At 66.1% G+C, this 16,506-nt stretch carries 10 protein-coding genes; 6 read left to right on the forward strand and 4 right to left on the reverse strand.

From position 1 onward, the window contains the following. Positions 1 to 102 precede the first annotated feature (102 nt). Complete coding sequence (locus INR38_RS10950; RefSeq protein ID WP_013801611.1) at positions 103 to 861, forward strand: 3-hydroxyacyl-CoA dehydrogenase; 759 nt, start codon at positions 103 to 105, stop codon at positions 859 to 861. A 153-nt stretch (positions 862 to 1,014) separates the two neighbouring features. Here INR38_RS10950 and INR38_RS10955 read toward each other — a convergent pair whose 3' ends face one another. Together INR38_RS10955 and INR38_RS10960 are read right to left on the reverse strand one after the other, a co-directional pair. Continuing rightward, a complete protein-coding gene (locus INR38_RS10955) occupies positions 1,015 to 1,869 on the reverse strand; it encodes a N(5)-hydroxyornithine transformylase PvdF (RefSeq protein ID WP_207443340.1) in 855 nt (284 codons plus the stop codon). 21 nt (positions 1,870 to 1,890) lie between these two features. Then, the gene (locus INR38_RS10960) at positions 1,891 to 3,606 is read right to left on the reverse strand and encodes a cyclic peptide export ABC transporter (RefSeq protein ID WP_207443339.1); all 1,716 of its coding nucleotides are present in this window, start codon (positions 3,604 to 3,606) and stop codon (positions 1,891 to 1,893) included. 218 nt (positions 3,607 to 3,824) lie between these two features. Here INR38_RS10960 and INR38_RS10965 point away from each other — a divergent pair, with 218 nt between their 5' ends. From INR38_RS10965 to INR38_RS10985, 5 genes are all read left to right on the forward strand, one after another. Then, positions 3,825 to 4,817 (forward strand): alpha/beta hydrolase, encoded by a 993-nt coding sequence (locus tag INR38_RS10965; RefSeq protein ID WP_242699035.1) that lies wholly within the window; start codon positions 3,825 to 3,827, stop codon positions 4,815 to 4,817. 149 nt (positions 4,818 to 4,966) lie between these two features. Further along, positions 4,967 to 6,079: a GNAT family N-acetyltransferase gene (locus INR38_RS10970; protein WP_207475946.1), complete on the forward strand. Its 1,113-nt coding sequence runs from the start codon at positions 4,967 to 4,969 to the stop codon at positions 6,077 to 6,079. An 11-nt stretch (positions 6,080 to 6,090) separates the two neighbouring features. Further along, the gene (locus tag INR38_RS10975) at positions 6,091 to 7,389 is read left to right on the forward strand and encodes a lysine N(6)-hydroxylase/L-ornithine N(5)-oxygenase family protein (RefSeq protein WP_207444574.1); all 1,299 of its coding nucleotides are present in this window, start codon (positions 6,091 to 6,093) and stop codon (positions 7,387 to 7,389) included. 214 nt (positions 7,390 to 7,603) lie between these two features. Then, positions 7,604 to 8,203 carry an RNA polymerase sigma factor gene (locus tag INR38_RS10980; protein ID WP_012206549.1) on the forward strand — a complete coding sequence of 200 codons (600 nt, stop codon included), beginning with the start codon at positions 7,604 to 7,606 and terminating at the stop codon, positions 8,201 to 8,203. 12 nt (positions 8,204 to 8,215) lie between these two features. Beyond that, on the forward strand, positions 8,216 to 9,250 hold the full coding sequence (locus INR38_RS10985; protein WP_207444575.1) for a FecR domain-containing protein: 1,035 nt from the start codon (positions 8,216 to 8,218) through the stop codon (positions 9,248 to 9,250). 76 nt (positions 9,251 to 9,326) lie between these two features. Here the strand turns inward: INR38_RS10985 and INR38_RS10990 are convergent, their stop codons facing one another. Further along, positions 9,327 to 11,732, reverse strand: coding sequence for a TonB-dependent siderophore receptor (locus INR38_RS10990; RefSeq protein WP_207444576.1), 2,406 nt, complete (start codon positions 11,730 to 11,732; stop codon positions 9,327 to 9,329). A 210-nt stretch (positions 11,733 to 11,942) separates the two neighbouring features. After that, the coding region (locus INR38_RS10995) for a non-ribosomal peptide synthetase (RefSeq protein ID WP_207444577.1) at positions 11,943 to 16,506 on the reverse strand (4,564 nt) is incomplete at its 5' end.

The following is a 16,506-nucleotide window of genomic DNA, read 5'->3' on the forward strand; positions in this document are numbered from 1 at the left end:
CTGCCGGGCTTTTTCTTGGGCGCGACATGGCTGCGGCCGGGGCTGCATGCATAATTTGAGAGTTACGTTTACGTCAACGTCAGATAACCAAGGAGACATTCCATGCAGATCAAGGACCGGGTATTCATCGTCACGGGCGGCGCCTCCGGGCTGGGCGAAGGCACGGCGCGCATGCTGGCGGCCGAGGGCGGCAAGGTGGTGATTGCCGACATGCAGGCGGACAAGGGCGAAGCCGTGGCGCGCGAGATCGGTGGCGTCTTCGTCAAATGTGACGTGAGCCAGGAGGCCGATGGCCAGGCCGTGGTGGACAAGGCCGTCAGTCTGGGCAAGCTGGCAGGCCTGGTCAACTGCGCAGGCATTGCGCCCGCCGAGAAGACCGTGGGCAAGAACGGCGCGCACAACCTGGCGCTGTTCTCCAAGACCATCACCGTCAACCTGATCGGCAGCTTCAACATGATCCGCCTGGCCGCCACCGCCATGTCGGCCAACGAGCCCGAGAGCACGGGCGAGCGCGGCGTGCTGATCTCCACGGCCAGCGTGGCTGCCTACGACGGCCAGATCGGCCAGGCGGCCTATGCGGCGTCCAAGGGCGGTGTGGTCGGCATGACGCTGCCCATTGCGCGTGATCTGGCGCGCAACGGCATCCGCAACATGACGATTGCTCCCGGCATCTTCGGCACGCCCATGCTGTTCGGCATGCCGCAGGAAGTGCAGGACGCGCTGGCCGCCGGCGTGCCCTTCCCCAGCCGCCTGGGCACGCCCCAGGACTACGCCAAGCTGGTGCGCCACATTCTGGACAACGACATGCTCAATGGCGAGGTGATCCGGCTGGATGGGGCCATTCGTCTGGCGCCGAAGTAAGCACCCCCTGAGCGGCTGCGCCGCTTCCCCCTCTCTTTCTCGCTTCGCGAGGGAGGGGGACGACACCCTCGCGGCGGGGCGGCGCGGCCGGCATAGGCCCTTGCTCGGTGTCCCTCGCTTTGGGCCGTGCCGGTTTTTGAGATACGCGCGTTATCACACCGTGGTGTCTGCAGGCATGTCTGCAGGCGCTCTGGCCATCATCTCCAGCCCCTTGCGCAATGCAGGGAACAGGCTGTGCTGGAAGTTGTTCCAGCGCAGCTCGAGGATGGTGTCTTGGGGATCGATGTCGGTGCCCAGCACGTCGGCGATGACTTCGCCGGAGTCGATTCCGTTGTCCACGTAGTGAAAGGATGCGCCGGTCTTGAACAGGGGCGGGACCGGGCGCTGTTCCATGGTCTTCCAATCCACGATCTTGTAGCCCTGCGCGCCATGCAGCGCGTCCAGCGTGGCGCAGGCGCCCCGGCGTTCATAGGGTGACTCCAGCCGCGTGATGCCGGGGTGGATGTTGGCAATCCTGCGGTGGAACAGGGCCCCGGGCCGCACGAGCCGGTCCAGGATGACGAGCAGGCCGTCCAGCACCACCCGCTCGGCACCCAGCTGCACCAGCCGGTCCTGCAGTTGCGCCTCGAACATCTGCTTGCCCGCGGCGCGCTGCGGATCGTTCAGCGGCAGGCGCCGGTAGGAAGACGGCACGGCCATGAGCAGGTCATTGACCCTGCGCCCCTGGATGCGCAGGTCCGGCGGATAGAACCAGCGGCCGCCCGGCTGGTAGCTGAAGCCGTAGTCGCCGATTTTTTCCCGGTCGCGCGGCGAGGCCTCGTCGTCGTCGTGGATCACGGCCTCCAGGCTGTAGATATCGCCCAGCGGGCTGGTGTCCAGCAGCTCGCCCAGGTATTCGAGCGGCGACTTCATGTAGCGCGTTGCGCCCTTGTAGGCGATGTGCTGGCCGGCCTGGTCGGCGGCGGCGTTTCTCAGGGACCAGATGTAGACGAGTTTTGTCTTTGCCATGTTCGTGGATTCAGCAGGAATTCAGATGTCGGCCAGCGCGCCTTGACTGGCGGGACTGGCCGATGCAGCCGCCACCGGCTGCGCCCCGTCTTGCGGCTGGACCATGCGGCCGGCCTCCATGCGCACGATGCGGTCGGCCAGGTGGAAGTAGCGATCGTCATGGGAGATGACCACCAGCAGGTGGTCCCTGGCGCGCAGCTCGGGCAGCAGCTCGGTGTAGAACAGGTGGCGGAAGCTCGGGTCCTGGTCGGCCGCCCATTCGTCGAAGACCAGCACGGGCCGGCCCTCCAGATAGGCGTGGACCAGGGCCAGGCGCTTGCGCTGGCCGGTGGACAGGTCGATGGTGCTGAAGCTGCCGTTGCGCACGCTGACCTTGTGGGCGATCTCCAGCCGCTGCAGGTAGGGCAGCGCGGCCTCGGGCAGCGCGGCGGCCTGGCCCTCTTCGCCGCCGGCCACCAGGTCCTCGAACAGGTAGAAGTCCGAGAACACCGTGGTGAACAGCTGGCGGTAGTCGTCGCGCGCCAGGGCCGTGACCGGCTGGCCGTCATGCAGTATCTCGCCCTGCTGGGGCGCATACAGGCCCAGCAGCAGCTTGATCAGCGTGGTCTTGCCCGAGCCGTTGTCGCCCACCACAAAGACCAGCTCGCCCTTGCCCAGCTTCAGGTCGATGGGGCCGATCTCGAAGGCCTTGCCGCCTTCGGGCGCATCGAAGGCATAGCGCACGCCCCGCAGCTCCAGGCCGTGGTCCAGGCGGACCTCGCCGGGCGGGCTGTCCAGGTGCAGGTGCGGCTCGGGGCTGGCAAAGCGCGCCGACAGGTCGGCAATGCGCTGCAGCGCCACCTTGGCACGGCCCAGGTTGGGCAGCGCGCCCGCGATCTGGTCCATGGGGCCCTTGAGGAACAGCAGCACCAGCACGAAGCCGCTGAGCACCACGGGCTCGGTGGTGCGCAGCGCGGCCCAGCCCAGGATGAGGGCAATCAACAGAAAGAACAGCGCCGAACCGAAGGCCGTGGCCAATACATAGGTATTGATGGCGCGGCTGTTGATGCGGCGGATGGCATCCACGGTGGAGCCAATCTGCCCGTCGAAGATGCGGCCCCGGCGCGCGCGGTGCATGCGCAGCTCCTTGGCGCCTTCGCTGATGGCGCGGTAGGCCTTGTGCAGCACTTCCTCGTGATCGCGCGCCTTCCAGAACCCCGCCACGCCGCGTGACTGCGCCAGCGCCTGCAGGCTCACGCCCAGCACCAGCGCCACCACCAGCATGGCAAACAGCGGCGGCGACAGCAGGGCCAGGTAGGCCAGGCAGCCCAGCGCAATGGCCAGGGCGATCACGTTGGAGGCCAGCACGAAGGCCACGTCGCTGATCATGTCCACGTCCTGCGTGAGCACGGGCATGAGGCGGTGCGTGCGGTAGCGCTCCAGCGCATCGATGGGCGCGGCCAGGATCTTGCTGGCCAGTTCCTTGCGCAGCTGCGCCACCAGGCGCTGCCCCACGAAATTGCCCGACATGTCGGACGTGGCCCGGCACACCAGCACGGTGGCACACAGGGCGATGAAGGTCAGCAGCAGCCCGCCGGCCAATCCACCGGGCCGGTTGAGCACCTGGTTGATGGTCGCCAGCAGCGCCACCGTGGACCCACCCGCGCAAATGCCCGTGACCACGGACAGCGCCATCCACGGCAGGAAGGGCCTGAGCAGGCGCAGTACCTCGGAGGGCGGTCGGCTGGCGTTTTCCATAAGGGATTCCTCTGGCGCCCGTGGGCGCATGACCTTGCAATGCCGGCGCGGCCCGGCGTTTCCTGGAGCGCGGCGCACGGCGAGCACTCCCTACTCCCTGCAAGACGTGCGTGCGCCAAAAATGTTCACCGCCCAGGCGATGAACAAATTCCGCCGCCCTGCGTCATCACGAAGAAGGGGCAGCGCGGGCGCCCTGCCCTGCACCGGCCCGCTTTGCCTTGTCTGCCGCATATCCCAAGGACGCCATGGCTCTCAACCCCGACCTGCAAGCATTTCTTGAACTCGCCAACGCCCAGGCATCCAGCCGCCCGCGCATGAGCCAGATGACGGCAGCGCAGGCGCGCGCCGCCTACGACAACGCCACGCTGGCGCTGGACCTGCCGGGCGACGATCTGCCCACCGAGGACCTGGATCTGCCCACGCGCGACGGCGCGCGCATCCGTGCCCGGCTCTACCGCGCAGCCCCTGAACACACAGCCGCGCCCTGCCTGCTGTTCCTTCACGGCGGCGGCTACGTGCTGGGCGGGCTCGACTCGCATGACAGCCTGTGCCGCAGCCTGGCGCTGGGCACGCCCTGCAATGTGCTGGCCATCGACTACCGGCTGGCGCCAGAGCACCGCTTTCCCACAGCCTTCCTCGACGCACAGGACGCCCTGGCCTGGCTGCTGGAGCACGGCGGCCGCCATGGCCTGGACGCGCAGCGCCTGGCCATTGGCGGCGACAGCGTCGGGGGCACGCTGGCCACGGCCCTGTGCATCGCCGCGCGCGACGCGGGCATGCCCCAGCCCTTGCTGCAGTTGCTGCTCTACCCCTGCACGGCAGCACGGCAGGACAGCGACTCGCATGCGCGCCTGGCCACCGGCCATCTGCTGGAAGGTGACACCCTGGCCTGGATGTTTGGCCAATACCTGCGCAGCGATGCGGACCGGCAGGACTGGCGCTTTGCCCCGCTGCAGGCATCCGACCTGGGCCGGCTGGCCCCCACGCTGATGGTGCTGGCCGGGTACGACCCGCTGATCGACGAAGGTAAGCGCTATGCCGAGCGGCTGCAGGCCGCCGGCGTGGCCGTGGACCTGCAGATCTACGCCGGCATGGTCCATGACTTTGCGCGGCTGGGCGCCCTCACCGAAGAGACCGAGGTGCTGCGCGGCCGGCTCTGCAATGCACTGGCCCACGCCTTCCAGGCGGCCCGCAGCCCGGCCCTGGCATGAACGGCCCTGGCATGAACATTTGCCGCGCCTGCGCGTCATCCCGGTCATGAGGCTGCCTTGTGTCCCTTGTGTCCCTTGTGTCCCTTGCGCCCTTGCCCGAGCCCCGACCCGTGTCCCGCACGCGGGCCACTCCATCTGAAAGAGTCCACGTGCGTCCAGTCGAAGCCACCGCTACACCGTCACCAGACGCCTCCGGCGCCAGCTACCTTGCGCATGCAGGCACCGAGACGATCAGCGTCTTCGGCGATGGACAGCGGCTGCGCCTGGAACGTTCGGGGTCCGTGCATGCCGGCAGGCCCGGCAAGCACAGTCTCTGGAACCTGTCGCCCACGGCCGCGCCAGGCCTGATGCAGCTGCAATGGCTGGGCCCCTGCTCGGGCATGCCCGAAGCGGATGAACTGCTGGCCGCGCTGCAGGCAGGCTTTGGCCTGCATCCCGATGCGCAAGCCATCGAGCTGTCCCTGCCCCGGCTGCCGCCCGGCCTGCGCGACAGCATTGCCACAGTGCAGCCGGGCCAGGCCCCGTGCGTGGCAAGAAGCGTGCTGTGGCAGCAGCCCCTGTGGCTGCCCCGCCCGCGCCCACCCTATGCGCTGCACTACACGATCAGCGAAGGCCGCCGCCACCCCGTGCGTCTGCACAAGCCGCGCGGCGAGGTCTACCGCCGCTTCATCCCCTGGCTGGGCCGCACGCTGAGCTTTCGCACCGTGGATCCCGAGGCCGACCTGCCCCTCATCCACCGCTGGATGAACGACCCGGTCGTCGCGCATTTCTGGGAGGAAAGCGGCGACCTCGCCCACCACCGCGCCTACCTGCAGCGCATGGCCGGCGACCCGCATGCGCTGGGCCTCATCGGCTGCTTCGACGGCGAGCCCTTCGGCTACTTCGAGGCCTACTGGGCCAAGGAAGACCGCATCGCCCCCTTCTATGACGCGGGCGACCATGACCGGGGCTGGCATGCGCTGGTGGGGGAGGCGCGGTTTCGCGGCCAGCCCTACCTGACGGCCTGGCTGCCCTCGCTGTCGCACTACCTCTTTCTGGACGACTGCCGCACGCAGCGCATCGTCGTGGAGCCGCGCGCCGACAACCGCAAGATGCGCAAAAGCCTGCCGCGCTGCGGCTATGCGCTGGTCAAGGAATTCGACTTCCCGCACAAGCGCGCCGTGCTGGGAGTCCTGCTCAGGGAACGCTTTTTCGCAGACGCCTTGTGGATACCGCAGACCGACGCAGCCGCGCCGGACGCACTGGACGCATCGACCCAATGAAAGGACCTTCCATGCAAACCCACCCGCTGATCGGCATCGGCTTCGGCCCCTCCAACATTGCCCTGGCCATCGCCCTCAAGGAGCGCGAAACCGCCGCGCGGGCCATGCACCCCGTCTTCATCGAAAAGCAGCCGCGCTTCGCCTGGCACCGGGACATGCTGCTGGAGCAGGCCCACATGCAGGTGTCCTTCCTCAAGGACCTGGCCACGCTGCGCAATCCCACCAGCCGCTTCACCTTCATCAACTACCTGCACGAGAAGGGCCGGCTGCAGGACTTCATCAACCTCAAGACCTTCTTTCCCAGCCGCCACGAGTTCAACGACTACCTGGCCTGGGCCGCCTCCAAGTTCGAGGACCGCTGCGTCTACGGCCAGGAAGTCATCGAGGTGCTGCCTGAAAAACGCGACGGCAAGGTGGAACTGCTGCGCGTGCGCTCGCGCGATGCGGCCGGCAACGTGCATGAGCGCCTGGGCCAGAACCTGGTCATGAGCATCGGCGGCACGCCCAGCATTCCCGAGCAGTTCAAGCCCCTGCGCGGCGACGCGCGCGTCTTCCACTCCAGCGCCTACCTGCGCAGCATTGCCGAGCATGCCAGGCCGCTGCGCATCGCCGTGGTCGGTGCGGGCCAAAGCGCAGCGGAAATCTTCATGGACCTGCATGGCCGCTACGCCACGGCCGAGATCGACCTGGTCATGCGCGCCCGCTCCATCCGCCCCTCGGACGACAGCCCCTTCGTCAACGAAATCTTCAACGCCGACTTCGTGGACCATGTCTACAGCCGCCCGCACGACGAGCGCGGCGCCCTGCTGCGCGAGTTCTGGCACACCAACTACGCCTGTCCCGACCTGGAGCTGATCGAGAGCATCTTCAAGGTGTTCTATGAACAGAAGGTCGTCGGCGACACGCGCCACCGCTTCCTGCGCCGCCACGAGGTGCAGGACGTGCGTGCCGCCAACGACGGCATCCACCTGGGCCTGCGCGATCTCAACAACGGTATCGACCATGCATCGCGCTACGACGTGGTGGTGCTGGCCACCGGCTATGCGCGCGAGCACCACAAGACCCTGCTGGACCCGCTGGCCCCCTACCTGGGCGACTTCTCCGTGAGCCGCGACTACCAGGTGCACACCACGCCGGACTTTCGCCCCGCCATCTTCCTGCAGGGCGCCTGCGAGGGCTCCCACGGCCTCAGCGACACCCTGCTGTCCGTCACTTCGGTGCGCACCGGCGAAATCGGTGAAGCCCTGCTGGCAGCGCAAGCCCAAAGACCCGATGTTGCGCGCACAGAACAGCTGGCGCTGCAGGATTGAAAGATCGCACAGGGCATGATGGCGCAGGGATCTCCCATGCCATAATTTGAATGCAAACCATTTGCATTTGAATTTGAATCACCTGCGCCGCTGAATCCCATACCCGCTGCTGCACCGCCCCGGCCCTGGCCGGGGTTGCAGCATCCGGTAGGCCCTTCTCTGTACGGACCCAGGGGTTCCAACCCATCGCCCTTGCGGAAAGGCAGGTATCCGGATGCGTGACCTGATCCAGGAACTCGTGGCTCACTATGGCGATCTGCGCCGCCAGCTCACGCGCGATCTCCGAGATCCGCACTATGCGGCCGACATCGCGCAATCGAGCTTCGAGCGGGTCTATGTGCACGCCCTGGGCCTGCGCAGCGGCAAGAAGGCCGAAACCCTGCCCGACGCCGGCATCGAATCCCCGCGCGCCCTGCTGTTTCGCGTGGCACGCAATCTGTGCATCGACGATGCGCGCAAGCGCAAGACCGCCCAGGAATGGACGCGCCAGCAAATGGTGGTGCAGCACAGTGCGCCCTCCAGCGAAACCCTGGCCGCCCAGCGCCAGATCCTGAACCGCGTCGTCCAGGCGCTGGAAGGCCTGCCGCCTCGCCGGCGCGAAGTCTTCATCCTCTTTCGCGCCCATGGCTACACGCGCGCGGAAATCGCCGATCAGCTCAACATCACCGAAATGGCCGTCGCCAAGCACATGGTGCGCGCCACGCTGGACTGCTCGCGCGTGCTGGCCCAGCTGCGCTCCGAACTGATCGAGGACCATGCGCTGGGCAGCGCCATGGATTTCGACAACAGTACACTGACCGACGACGCATCCTGACTCCCCCTTTCCATGGCAAGTGCACCTAGCGAGCGCATGGTCGAGCATGCGCTGACGCTGATCGTTCAAAGCGAAATCGCTCCCGACCCGGTGGCCGACCAGGCCCGCCTGATCCTGGGCGAATGGCGCGGGAAATCAGCCCGGCACGATGCCGCCGCACGCGAGGCGCACCTGCGCTGGAACCTGCTGGGCGGCATGTCCGGCGGCCTGCGCGAGCAGTTCCAGGAAACCGCCCTGCTGGCCGACCGGGCCTCGCGCTCCACCCAGACCGTCCGGCGCCGCAAGCTGCTGCTGTCCTTCGCCGGGCTGCTGGGCACAGGCGCGCTGGCGGGCCGGGGCGCCTACTGGTACTGGCAGCAGCCCATACACACCTCGGCCTACGCCACGCGCAACTCGCAGATCCTCAAGATCACTCTGGCCGACGGCAAGCTGCCGCTGCAGGCCAGCCTGGTGGAACTGGCGCCCCAAAGCGCCATTGCCGTGACGCTCTACCGCCAGCGCCGCAGTGTGTCCATGGCCCGGGGCGAAGTGCGATTCGACGTGGCCCCCGATCCCGACCGGCCCTTCGAGGTCATCACGCGCGAGGCGCGCATCGAGGTCGTGGGCACGGTCTTCACCGTGCGCGACCGCGGCGGCCCCGTCACCGTGGGCGTGGAGCATGGCCATGTCAGGGTCCGGGTGCTGGGCAGGGATGCGCAGGATGCGACGGGCCCGGCGGCGGCAACGCTGGACCTGCTGCCCGGCCAGATCGTGGACATCCGCAACGGCCAGGCCGAGGCCGTGCGCCAGGCCGATGCCGCCACCCTGTCCGCCTGGCGCGAGGGCTGGCTGGTCTTCGAGAACACCCCGCTGGCCGAGGCCCTGGCCACGGTCAACGCCTACCGCACCCAGCCCATAGAAGCCGCCGATGCGCGCGTGGCCGCGCTGCGCCTGACCGGGCGCTTTCGCGCCAATGACTCGGCCGGCCTGCTGGCCGTGCTGCCGTCCATCCTGCCGCTGCGCGTACGCCCGCAGGCCGGTGGCGGCGTGCAGTTGCAGGCGCTCTGAACAGCGCCTTCGGTTCCCCGACAAAGAAAAGGCCACGGCCGGATCGCTCCAGCCGTGGCCCATGGCCCATGCCCGCTTACCAGCGATAGGTGGCCGTGCCGATCACCTTGCGGGGCTCGCCGTAGAAGCAGCCGTAGGTGCAACCGGAGACATAGGTCTTGTCCGTCAAGTTGGTCAGATTCAAGGCCAGGCGCCACGGGCCTGTGGTGTAGCTGACCATGGCATCAAAGACGGTGAACGCGGGAACCGACACGGGAACGCTGTGCGCCATGCCACGGGTGCGGCCTATGTAGCGTGCACCAAGTCCGACCTTGAGCTGCGGCAGGCCGAAGTCACCAAAGCTGTAGTCACCCCAAAGCGACAACTGGTTGTAGGGCACATTGACCAGCCTCTTGCCGACCTCGCCTGGCTGCAGCGGGCTGGCCTCAGTCGTGCGCGCATCCGTATAGGCATAGGCGGCAATGATGTTGGCATTGCGTCCCACAGATCCCCGCGCCTCCAGCTCAAAGCCGCGCGAGCGAACTTCTCCGGCCTGGATGCCGAAACTTCCGGTGGGATCCTGGGGATCGGCTACCAGCAAATTGTTTCTGGTCAGTTGATATACCGCGGCAGAGAACGTGGCATTCATTTCACGAGGCTGGTATCTGACACCCGCTTCAACCTGCTCGCCCTTGGTGGGCTTGTAGCGGCTGCCAAGGCGGTCCCGACCCGCTGTGGGCTCGAACGATTGGCTGAAGCTCACAAAGGGAGCGACATTGTTTTCTGCCAGATAAACCAGGCCAAGGCGCCCGGTAAATGCTGTGGTTTTCTCATTGTCTGCAATGGACTCACCCGTGAAGAAACTGCTTTCGTTGTAGCGAACGGAGTCATATCGCCCGCCGACCAGAAACACCCATTTATTGGATATCTTTATCTGATCCTGAGCATAAACACCCAGACGTTCCATATCCGATTTCCATGAGCCATCAACCCGGCTGATGGGCCCGAAAGGCCCTCCATATATCGGATTGAAAACATCGAGATTCGGCAATGACTGCCTGTAGCGCTCAGACTCATGCTTTGGCAACGTGTAGTCGAAGCCAGCCAATATCGTGTGCCGGACGTTGCCCTGGTCCAACTTGTACTCCAGGGAGTTGTCCATCACGAAGGCAGAAGACCTGTCCCAGCGCGTCTGTGCTGCGCGTCCCACAAGCGATCTCTGGTCGCTGCTCAGTCCCCATCCCGCTGCACTCCGGTAGGTCACATTCGCATCGAAGTAACGCATGCTGCTCCTGAGTTTCAGGCGTTCCGAGAATGCATGCTCCAGCAGGTAGCCAATGGAGTATCGCTCCAGCCCGTACTTGTCGAAGCCTGGCTCGCCCGTGAATCTTTCCGGAGGAATCCTGCCATTGGGATTGGGCAGCACCGTTCCCGGTCCCGGCAGGCCGTTGACGTAGGCAGTGCGGTCTTTCTGATACTCCATGAGCAAGGTCAGCGAGGTTGCCGCATTGGGCTGCCACTTCAGGGAGGGGGCAATGTACGTTCTATCATCCGGGGTATGGTCTATGAACGTATTGCTATCACGCTGCAGGGCCGTTATTCTATAGGTCAGCTCTCCAGTCTTGTCCAGCGACCCTGAAAAGTCGCCTGAAACCTGTTTGTGGTTGAAACTGCCAATTTCCACATTCAGTTCACGAATAGTTTCAGCCGTGGGCCGCTTGCTGACCGTATTGATCACCCCGCCAGGAGCGACCGATCCATAAAGTACCGAGGACGCGCCCTTGAGCAGTTCAATGCGCTCCAGTCCGTACGGCTCCTGTCTTCCGTTATAGATATTTACCGTGTACAGCGTGCCATCCCGATAAATTCCGTCCGTGCGGAATCCTCGAAGAAACAGGCTGTCCGTGGTTCTGTCCAGACCCTCGGCACGGTTGACGCCTGCGGCATATCCCAGCGCATCCTGCAGGCTCTGGTATTTGAGTGTTTCTATTTCCGAGGCGCCGATGATGGTGATGGATTGCGGCGTTTCCAGAGTCGGCGTATCGGTCTTGGTACCGGTTGCACTGCGCTTGGCGGCATAGCCCTTGAGCGGGCCGCTTGCGGCTTCGCTGTCCGTGACCGTCACCGTGGGCAAGGTGAATGCAGAACTTGGCGTGCCCGCGGAACGACGCACCGCAAAACCGCCGTTTGCGGTCTTCGTGGCCTCCAGCGAAGTCCCTGCAAGCATCTCACGCAAGGCCTGCTCCGAACTCAGTTTGCCGGACACCGCCCGCGACTGGACCCCTGCCACGAGATCGCCGGCAGCGAACATCTGGGCTCCGGTCTGACGCGACAGCTCATTGAGCGCGGAGGCGAGCGACTGCGCCGGGATGTTGATTTCAAAGACCTGGGCAGCACTCTGCCCGGGCGATTGGGCAGCAGCAAGAGGAGACCAAAGCGAGGCCGAGCCGAAGGCGGCGGCCAGAGCAATGCTCAGCAGATGTTGACGAGGCATAGGACACATGATTGACGGGCTTCAGATTCATTGAACAAGATTGATTACCAACCAGATGCGCATTCAGCCTGGTGCCTGAACCAACACATCCTGGCCTGTAAGACGTACGGGCGCCAAAAACGGAGACAATCTGTAACGGGGCAACGACCGGATCAAGCAGGCACTGCGGCCCCGCAGCCCCCTTGGCGCGGCAACAGCAAGGCCAAGGGGCGGCGCGGATCATCCTGGCTCGAACTCGCAGGCCAGCAGCTCGAACAATTGCGCAAGCAGGCCGGCATCCCGCAGCATGGAGAAATGGTCGGCATCGATTTCCGTACCCTGCACATCATCCTGCCGCAGCTGCTGTCGCAACCTGGTGCGGTCGCTGACGTTCCGGCCCTCGCTCCACCACAGCTGAGCCATGCCAGCCACTGGCCTGAGCCTCTCGGTCTGCAATGACAGGTGCTTCAGATGCAGCGCCGTCATGAAGGTCTGGGCCAGATCGGCCCCCTCCATGGGTACGCTGCCTTCGGCCAGATTCGCTCCCGCGCGGGCCACAGCACGTCCCAGAGGCCCCGCCAGAAGGTCGGCGCTGGGCTGGGGGACGGTGCGGACCTCGGCCACATCATCGATATCTGCGTGGGGAAGCAGGTGGCTCACAAAGGCCAGGAAATCCGGCCACCAGTCATCGGACAAGGTCTGCCCGGCCTCGGGAACGAAGGGATCGACCAGTCCCAGCAGTCCCAGCGTCTGGCCCTGGGCCTCCAGCCGGGATGCCATCAAGGCCACAAGGCTGCCGCCCAATGACCATCCCAGCAGGTGGTAGGGCCCGCTGGGCTGAACGGCGCGGACCATGCGGCAGTAGTCATCGGCCATCTGTTCCAGCGAATGGTCCAGGTGGTCTGGCGCAGACAGACTGCGGCAGGCGATCGCATACACGGTCCGCACGCCGTTGAGCGCCCTGGCCAGCGGCTGGTAGTCGAAGATGGTTCCAAAGCCCGCATGGATGCAGAAAAGCGGTGGCATCCCCTCGCATACGGCATTGAGAGCGATCAGGCCTGCAGCGCGTGTCTCCTGTTCGGCGCCCAGACCCAGCAGGCCGGCGATCGTGGGCCGTTGCAACAGATCGCGCAGCTTGAAATCCAGCCGCCGGTTGCCGAGCTTGCGCACCTTGGCGTGCATCTTCAGGCTGAGCAGCGAATCTCCGCCCAGTTCGAAGAAGTTGTCGGTCTCGCCCACCCTGTCCACGCCCAGCACCTCCTGCCATACCTTGGCCAGCGCACGGGCCTCTTCCGTCGAGGGCGGCACGAAAGCTCTCGCACCATCGGCCGCGGGCAAGGGCAGCGCATGGCGGTCCAGCTTGCCGCTGACAAGACGAGGCAGGGCGGGCAGCGGCACGCAATGCGCCGGCACCATGTAGTCCGGCAGGCGCTCGGAAAGCTGCTGGCGCATGCGCTGACCTGCACGGTTGTCCGCTGCCAGGCCGTCCAGCACCAGATAGGCCACCAGTTGACGGCCAGAGGCAGCCTCCTGCACAACCACGGCGGCATCGGCAACGCCGGCCAGCGCGCGCACGGCCTTCTCCACCTCGCCGAGTTCGATGCGGAAGCCCCGGATCTTGACCTGATGGTCGGCACGGCCTATGTACTCGATATTGCCGTCATCCATCCAGCGCACCAGGTCGCCGGTCCGGTACAGGCGCCCGCCCTGCGCATCGAACGGATTGGCGATGAACCGCTCGGCGGTCAGTGCACTGCGCCCGAGATAGCCGCGCGCCAGGCCGTAGCCGCCGATGTACAGCTCGCCCACCCTGCCTGCCGGCAACAGCTGCATGTCCTCGTCCAGCACGTAGACCGCACGCTCGCCCACGGGCCGGCCTATGGGCGCATAGGCGCATTCGAAGCGTTGATCGCCGCCGGTCCGCCAGATCAACGGCGTCACCACCGTTTCCGTGGGTCCATAGCCGTTGATCAGCCAGCGCGGCCGCAGATGGGTGGACACCTTGTCGTAGGCTGCCTTGGGCATGGCCTCTCCGCCAAAGACATAGAGTTCCACCTCGGGAACATCGTCGCGCGGCGCAGCCCAGTCGGCGATCTCGCCAAGGTAGGCAGGCGGGAAGGCCGCCGTGGTCACGCCATGGCGTTGCAGCGCCTGATAGGACTGCTCGGCCGTCCAGAGTTCGCCGTCCCTCAGCACCAGGCTGGCTCCCACGCACAGGGGCGTCAGCCAGCGCTCATGGGCACCGTCGAACGAGAAGGACATGAAGTGCAGCTCGCAGGATGCAGGCGTCATTCCATAGATTTGCGCCGTGGCCAGGCAGTGCATGGCCAGCGGGCCGTGGGATACCGCCACGCCCTTGGGAAGCCCGGTGGAGCCTGACGTATAGATCACGTAGGCCAGATGATCGGCGTCGCAGCGCGGCGCCAAGCCGTGCGCCTCCAGCTGGCCATAGGGCACGTCTTCCATGCGCAGTGTCGGCACGTGCAGCGCGGCCAGCCGGGGCAGCACGCTGCTCTGGCTGATCAGAAGCATGGCCCCGCTGTCCTGGAGCATGAAGGCCAGCCGGTCGGAGGGATAGGCGATATCGAGCGGCACATAGGCACCACCCGCCTTGAGCACGGCCAGCAAGGCAACCACCATGTCCATGGAGCGCTCCAGCGCCACCCCGACCACCTTGTCGGGTCCCACACCCAGCTCCACCAGATGGCGGGCTAGGCGATTGGCCTGTGCGTCGAGCTGTGCATAGCTCATGTGCGCATCGCCCATCCGCAAGGCGATGGCCTCGGGCCGCGCGCTCGCCTGCTGCGCGATCAGCGCATGCACCGTGCTGCGCGGTCCCTGGGGAGCCAGCGGTTCGGAGCGGCCCAGTGCCAGCATGCCGGCATGCTGCGAAGCGCCCAGCCACCCCATCTGCCCCAGGGGCTGGTCCACATCCAGAGCCAGCAGTTGGTGCAGCAAATGCTCGACCAGCTGCCGCATGTCCGCCACACGGGCTTCGTCGAAGGACTGGCGCGCATAGCAGTACTCGATTTCCAGCACCTCACCCACGGTGACCTGCAAATCCATGGCGTACCCGGTCAGGCCGCTGCCGGCCACGGCACCGAATTCCAAACCGAACTGATCCAGGCGCTTCATGGTCTGGTCCATCGGATGGTTCTCGAAAACGATGATGCTGTCGAACAAGGGCCGACCTGCGGATCCTGCCCAGCGCTGTATGTCGGCCAGTGCCGAATGCTCGAACTCCCGGGCTCGCAAATTGCCGGACTGAACCGCGCGCAGGTATTCGCCGATGGACAGCCCAGCGCGCACCGATACGGCGATCGGAATGGTGTTGATGAACAGGCCCAGCATCTGCTCGGCGCCCTCCAGGCTTGCAGGCCTGCCGGCCACTGTGGCGCCGAAGACGACCTGCCGGCTGCCGGCCTGCCGCTGCAACACCAGCGACCAGACGGCCTGCACCAGGGTGTTCATGGTCACGCGCTCGCGCTGGGCCAGGCCCCCGAGGGCGGCTGTCCGCTGCGCATCCAGGCGCGTGAAAAGCTTGGCATAGCCGTCGGTGCCGGTGCGCTGCTGGGGGTCGGCCAGCAGAACCGGCCCCTCGAGCCCGGCCAGTTCCCCTTGCCAGAAGGCCTTGGCAGCCTGGGCATCCTGCCGCTGCAGCCAGCGCAGGAAGTCCCCGTAGGCGGGAGGCTGTGCGGGCAGTTGCTCGCCCGCATAGCTCTGCAGCCATTCACCCCAGAGCCGCGAATCGCTCCAGCCGTCCGAGAGGATGTGGTGCTGGGTCCACAGCAGCCGGTAACCCGTGTCCGAGATGCGGATCAGGTGGATGCGGACCAGCGGCGGAGCCAGCCAGTCGGTCTCCCTGCGCAACTCCTCCCTGCCCAGGCGGTCCGCGCGCTCGACCGCATCATCAAGCCCACGCCAGTCATGCTGCACGAACTTTGCCGTTGCCTGGCGCAGCACCACCTGCAGCGGTCGCTGCATGCCAGCCTGCCAGACAAAGGCTGTGCGCAGCATGGCGTGGCGCTGCACCATGGCCGACCAGGCGCGGGCCAGGCGCTCGGCATCGACCCCGGACAGGTCCACCCCGAGCTGATTGACATACAGACCGGTTCCCGGCGCCTCCATGGCATGGAAGAACATGCCTTCCTGCGTCGGAGTGAGCGGATACACATCCTCCACGTCTTCCTGGGCAAACGGCAGGCCCGCCAGGGCCTGGGCATCGAAAAAGTCCACCAGGCGGCCACGCTGCCCGTCCGACGGGGTCCCCGCCACCGCCGCGCGCTGGTCCGCACGTTCTGCCACGGCCGCAAGTTCGGCCACCGTCTGTCGCTCAAACAATTGCCGGGGCGTGATGCGCCAGCCAGCACGGTACGTCCGGCTCACGATCTGCAGGCTCAGGATGGAATCGCCGCCCAGCATGAAGAAGTTGTCGCTGCGCCCCACACGATCCAGCTCCAGCACCTCTTCCCAGATGCCTGCCAGCATCGCCTCCACATCGCCCTGCGGCGCCTCGTAGGCCTGCGCACCCGCCAGCTCGGGCTCGGGCAAGGCCTTGCGGTCCACCTTGCCATTGGCCGTCAACGGCAGGGCATCGAGCACCACGATGGCCGAGGGCACCATGTAGTCGGGCAGCGCCTGGCCCAGCCGGTCCTTGAGCAGCCCGTCTTCGACTTCCTCGTTCAGCGAGACATAGGCCACCAGCCGCGCCGCGCCCGGCCCCTGGCTGGCCAGCACGACGGCCTCACGCACCTCCGGCTGGGCCAGCAGTTGGGCCTGCACTTCGCCCAGCTCGATGCGGAAG

The sequence above is a fragment of the Delftia sp. SD018 genome (genome assembly GCF_017355445.1).
Lineage (GTDB): Bacteria > Pseudomonadota > Gammaproteobacteria > Burkholderiales > Burkholderiaceae_C > Comamonas > Comamonas acidovorans.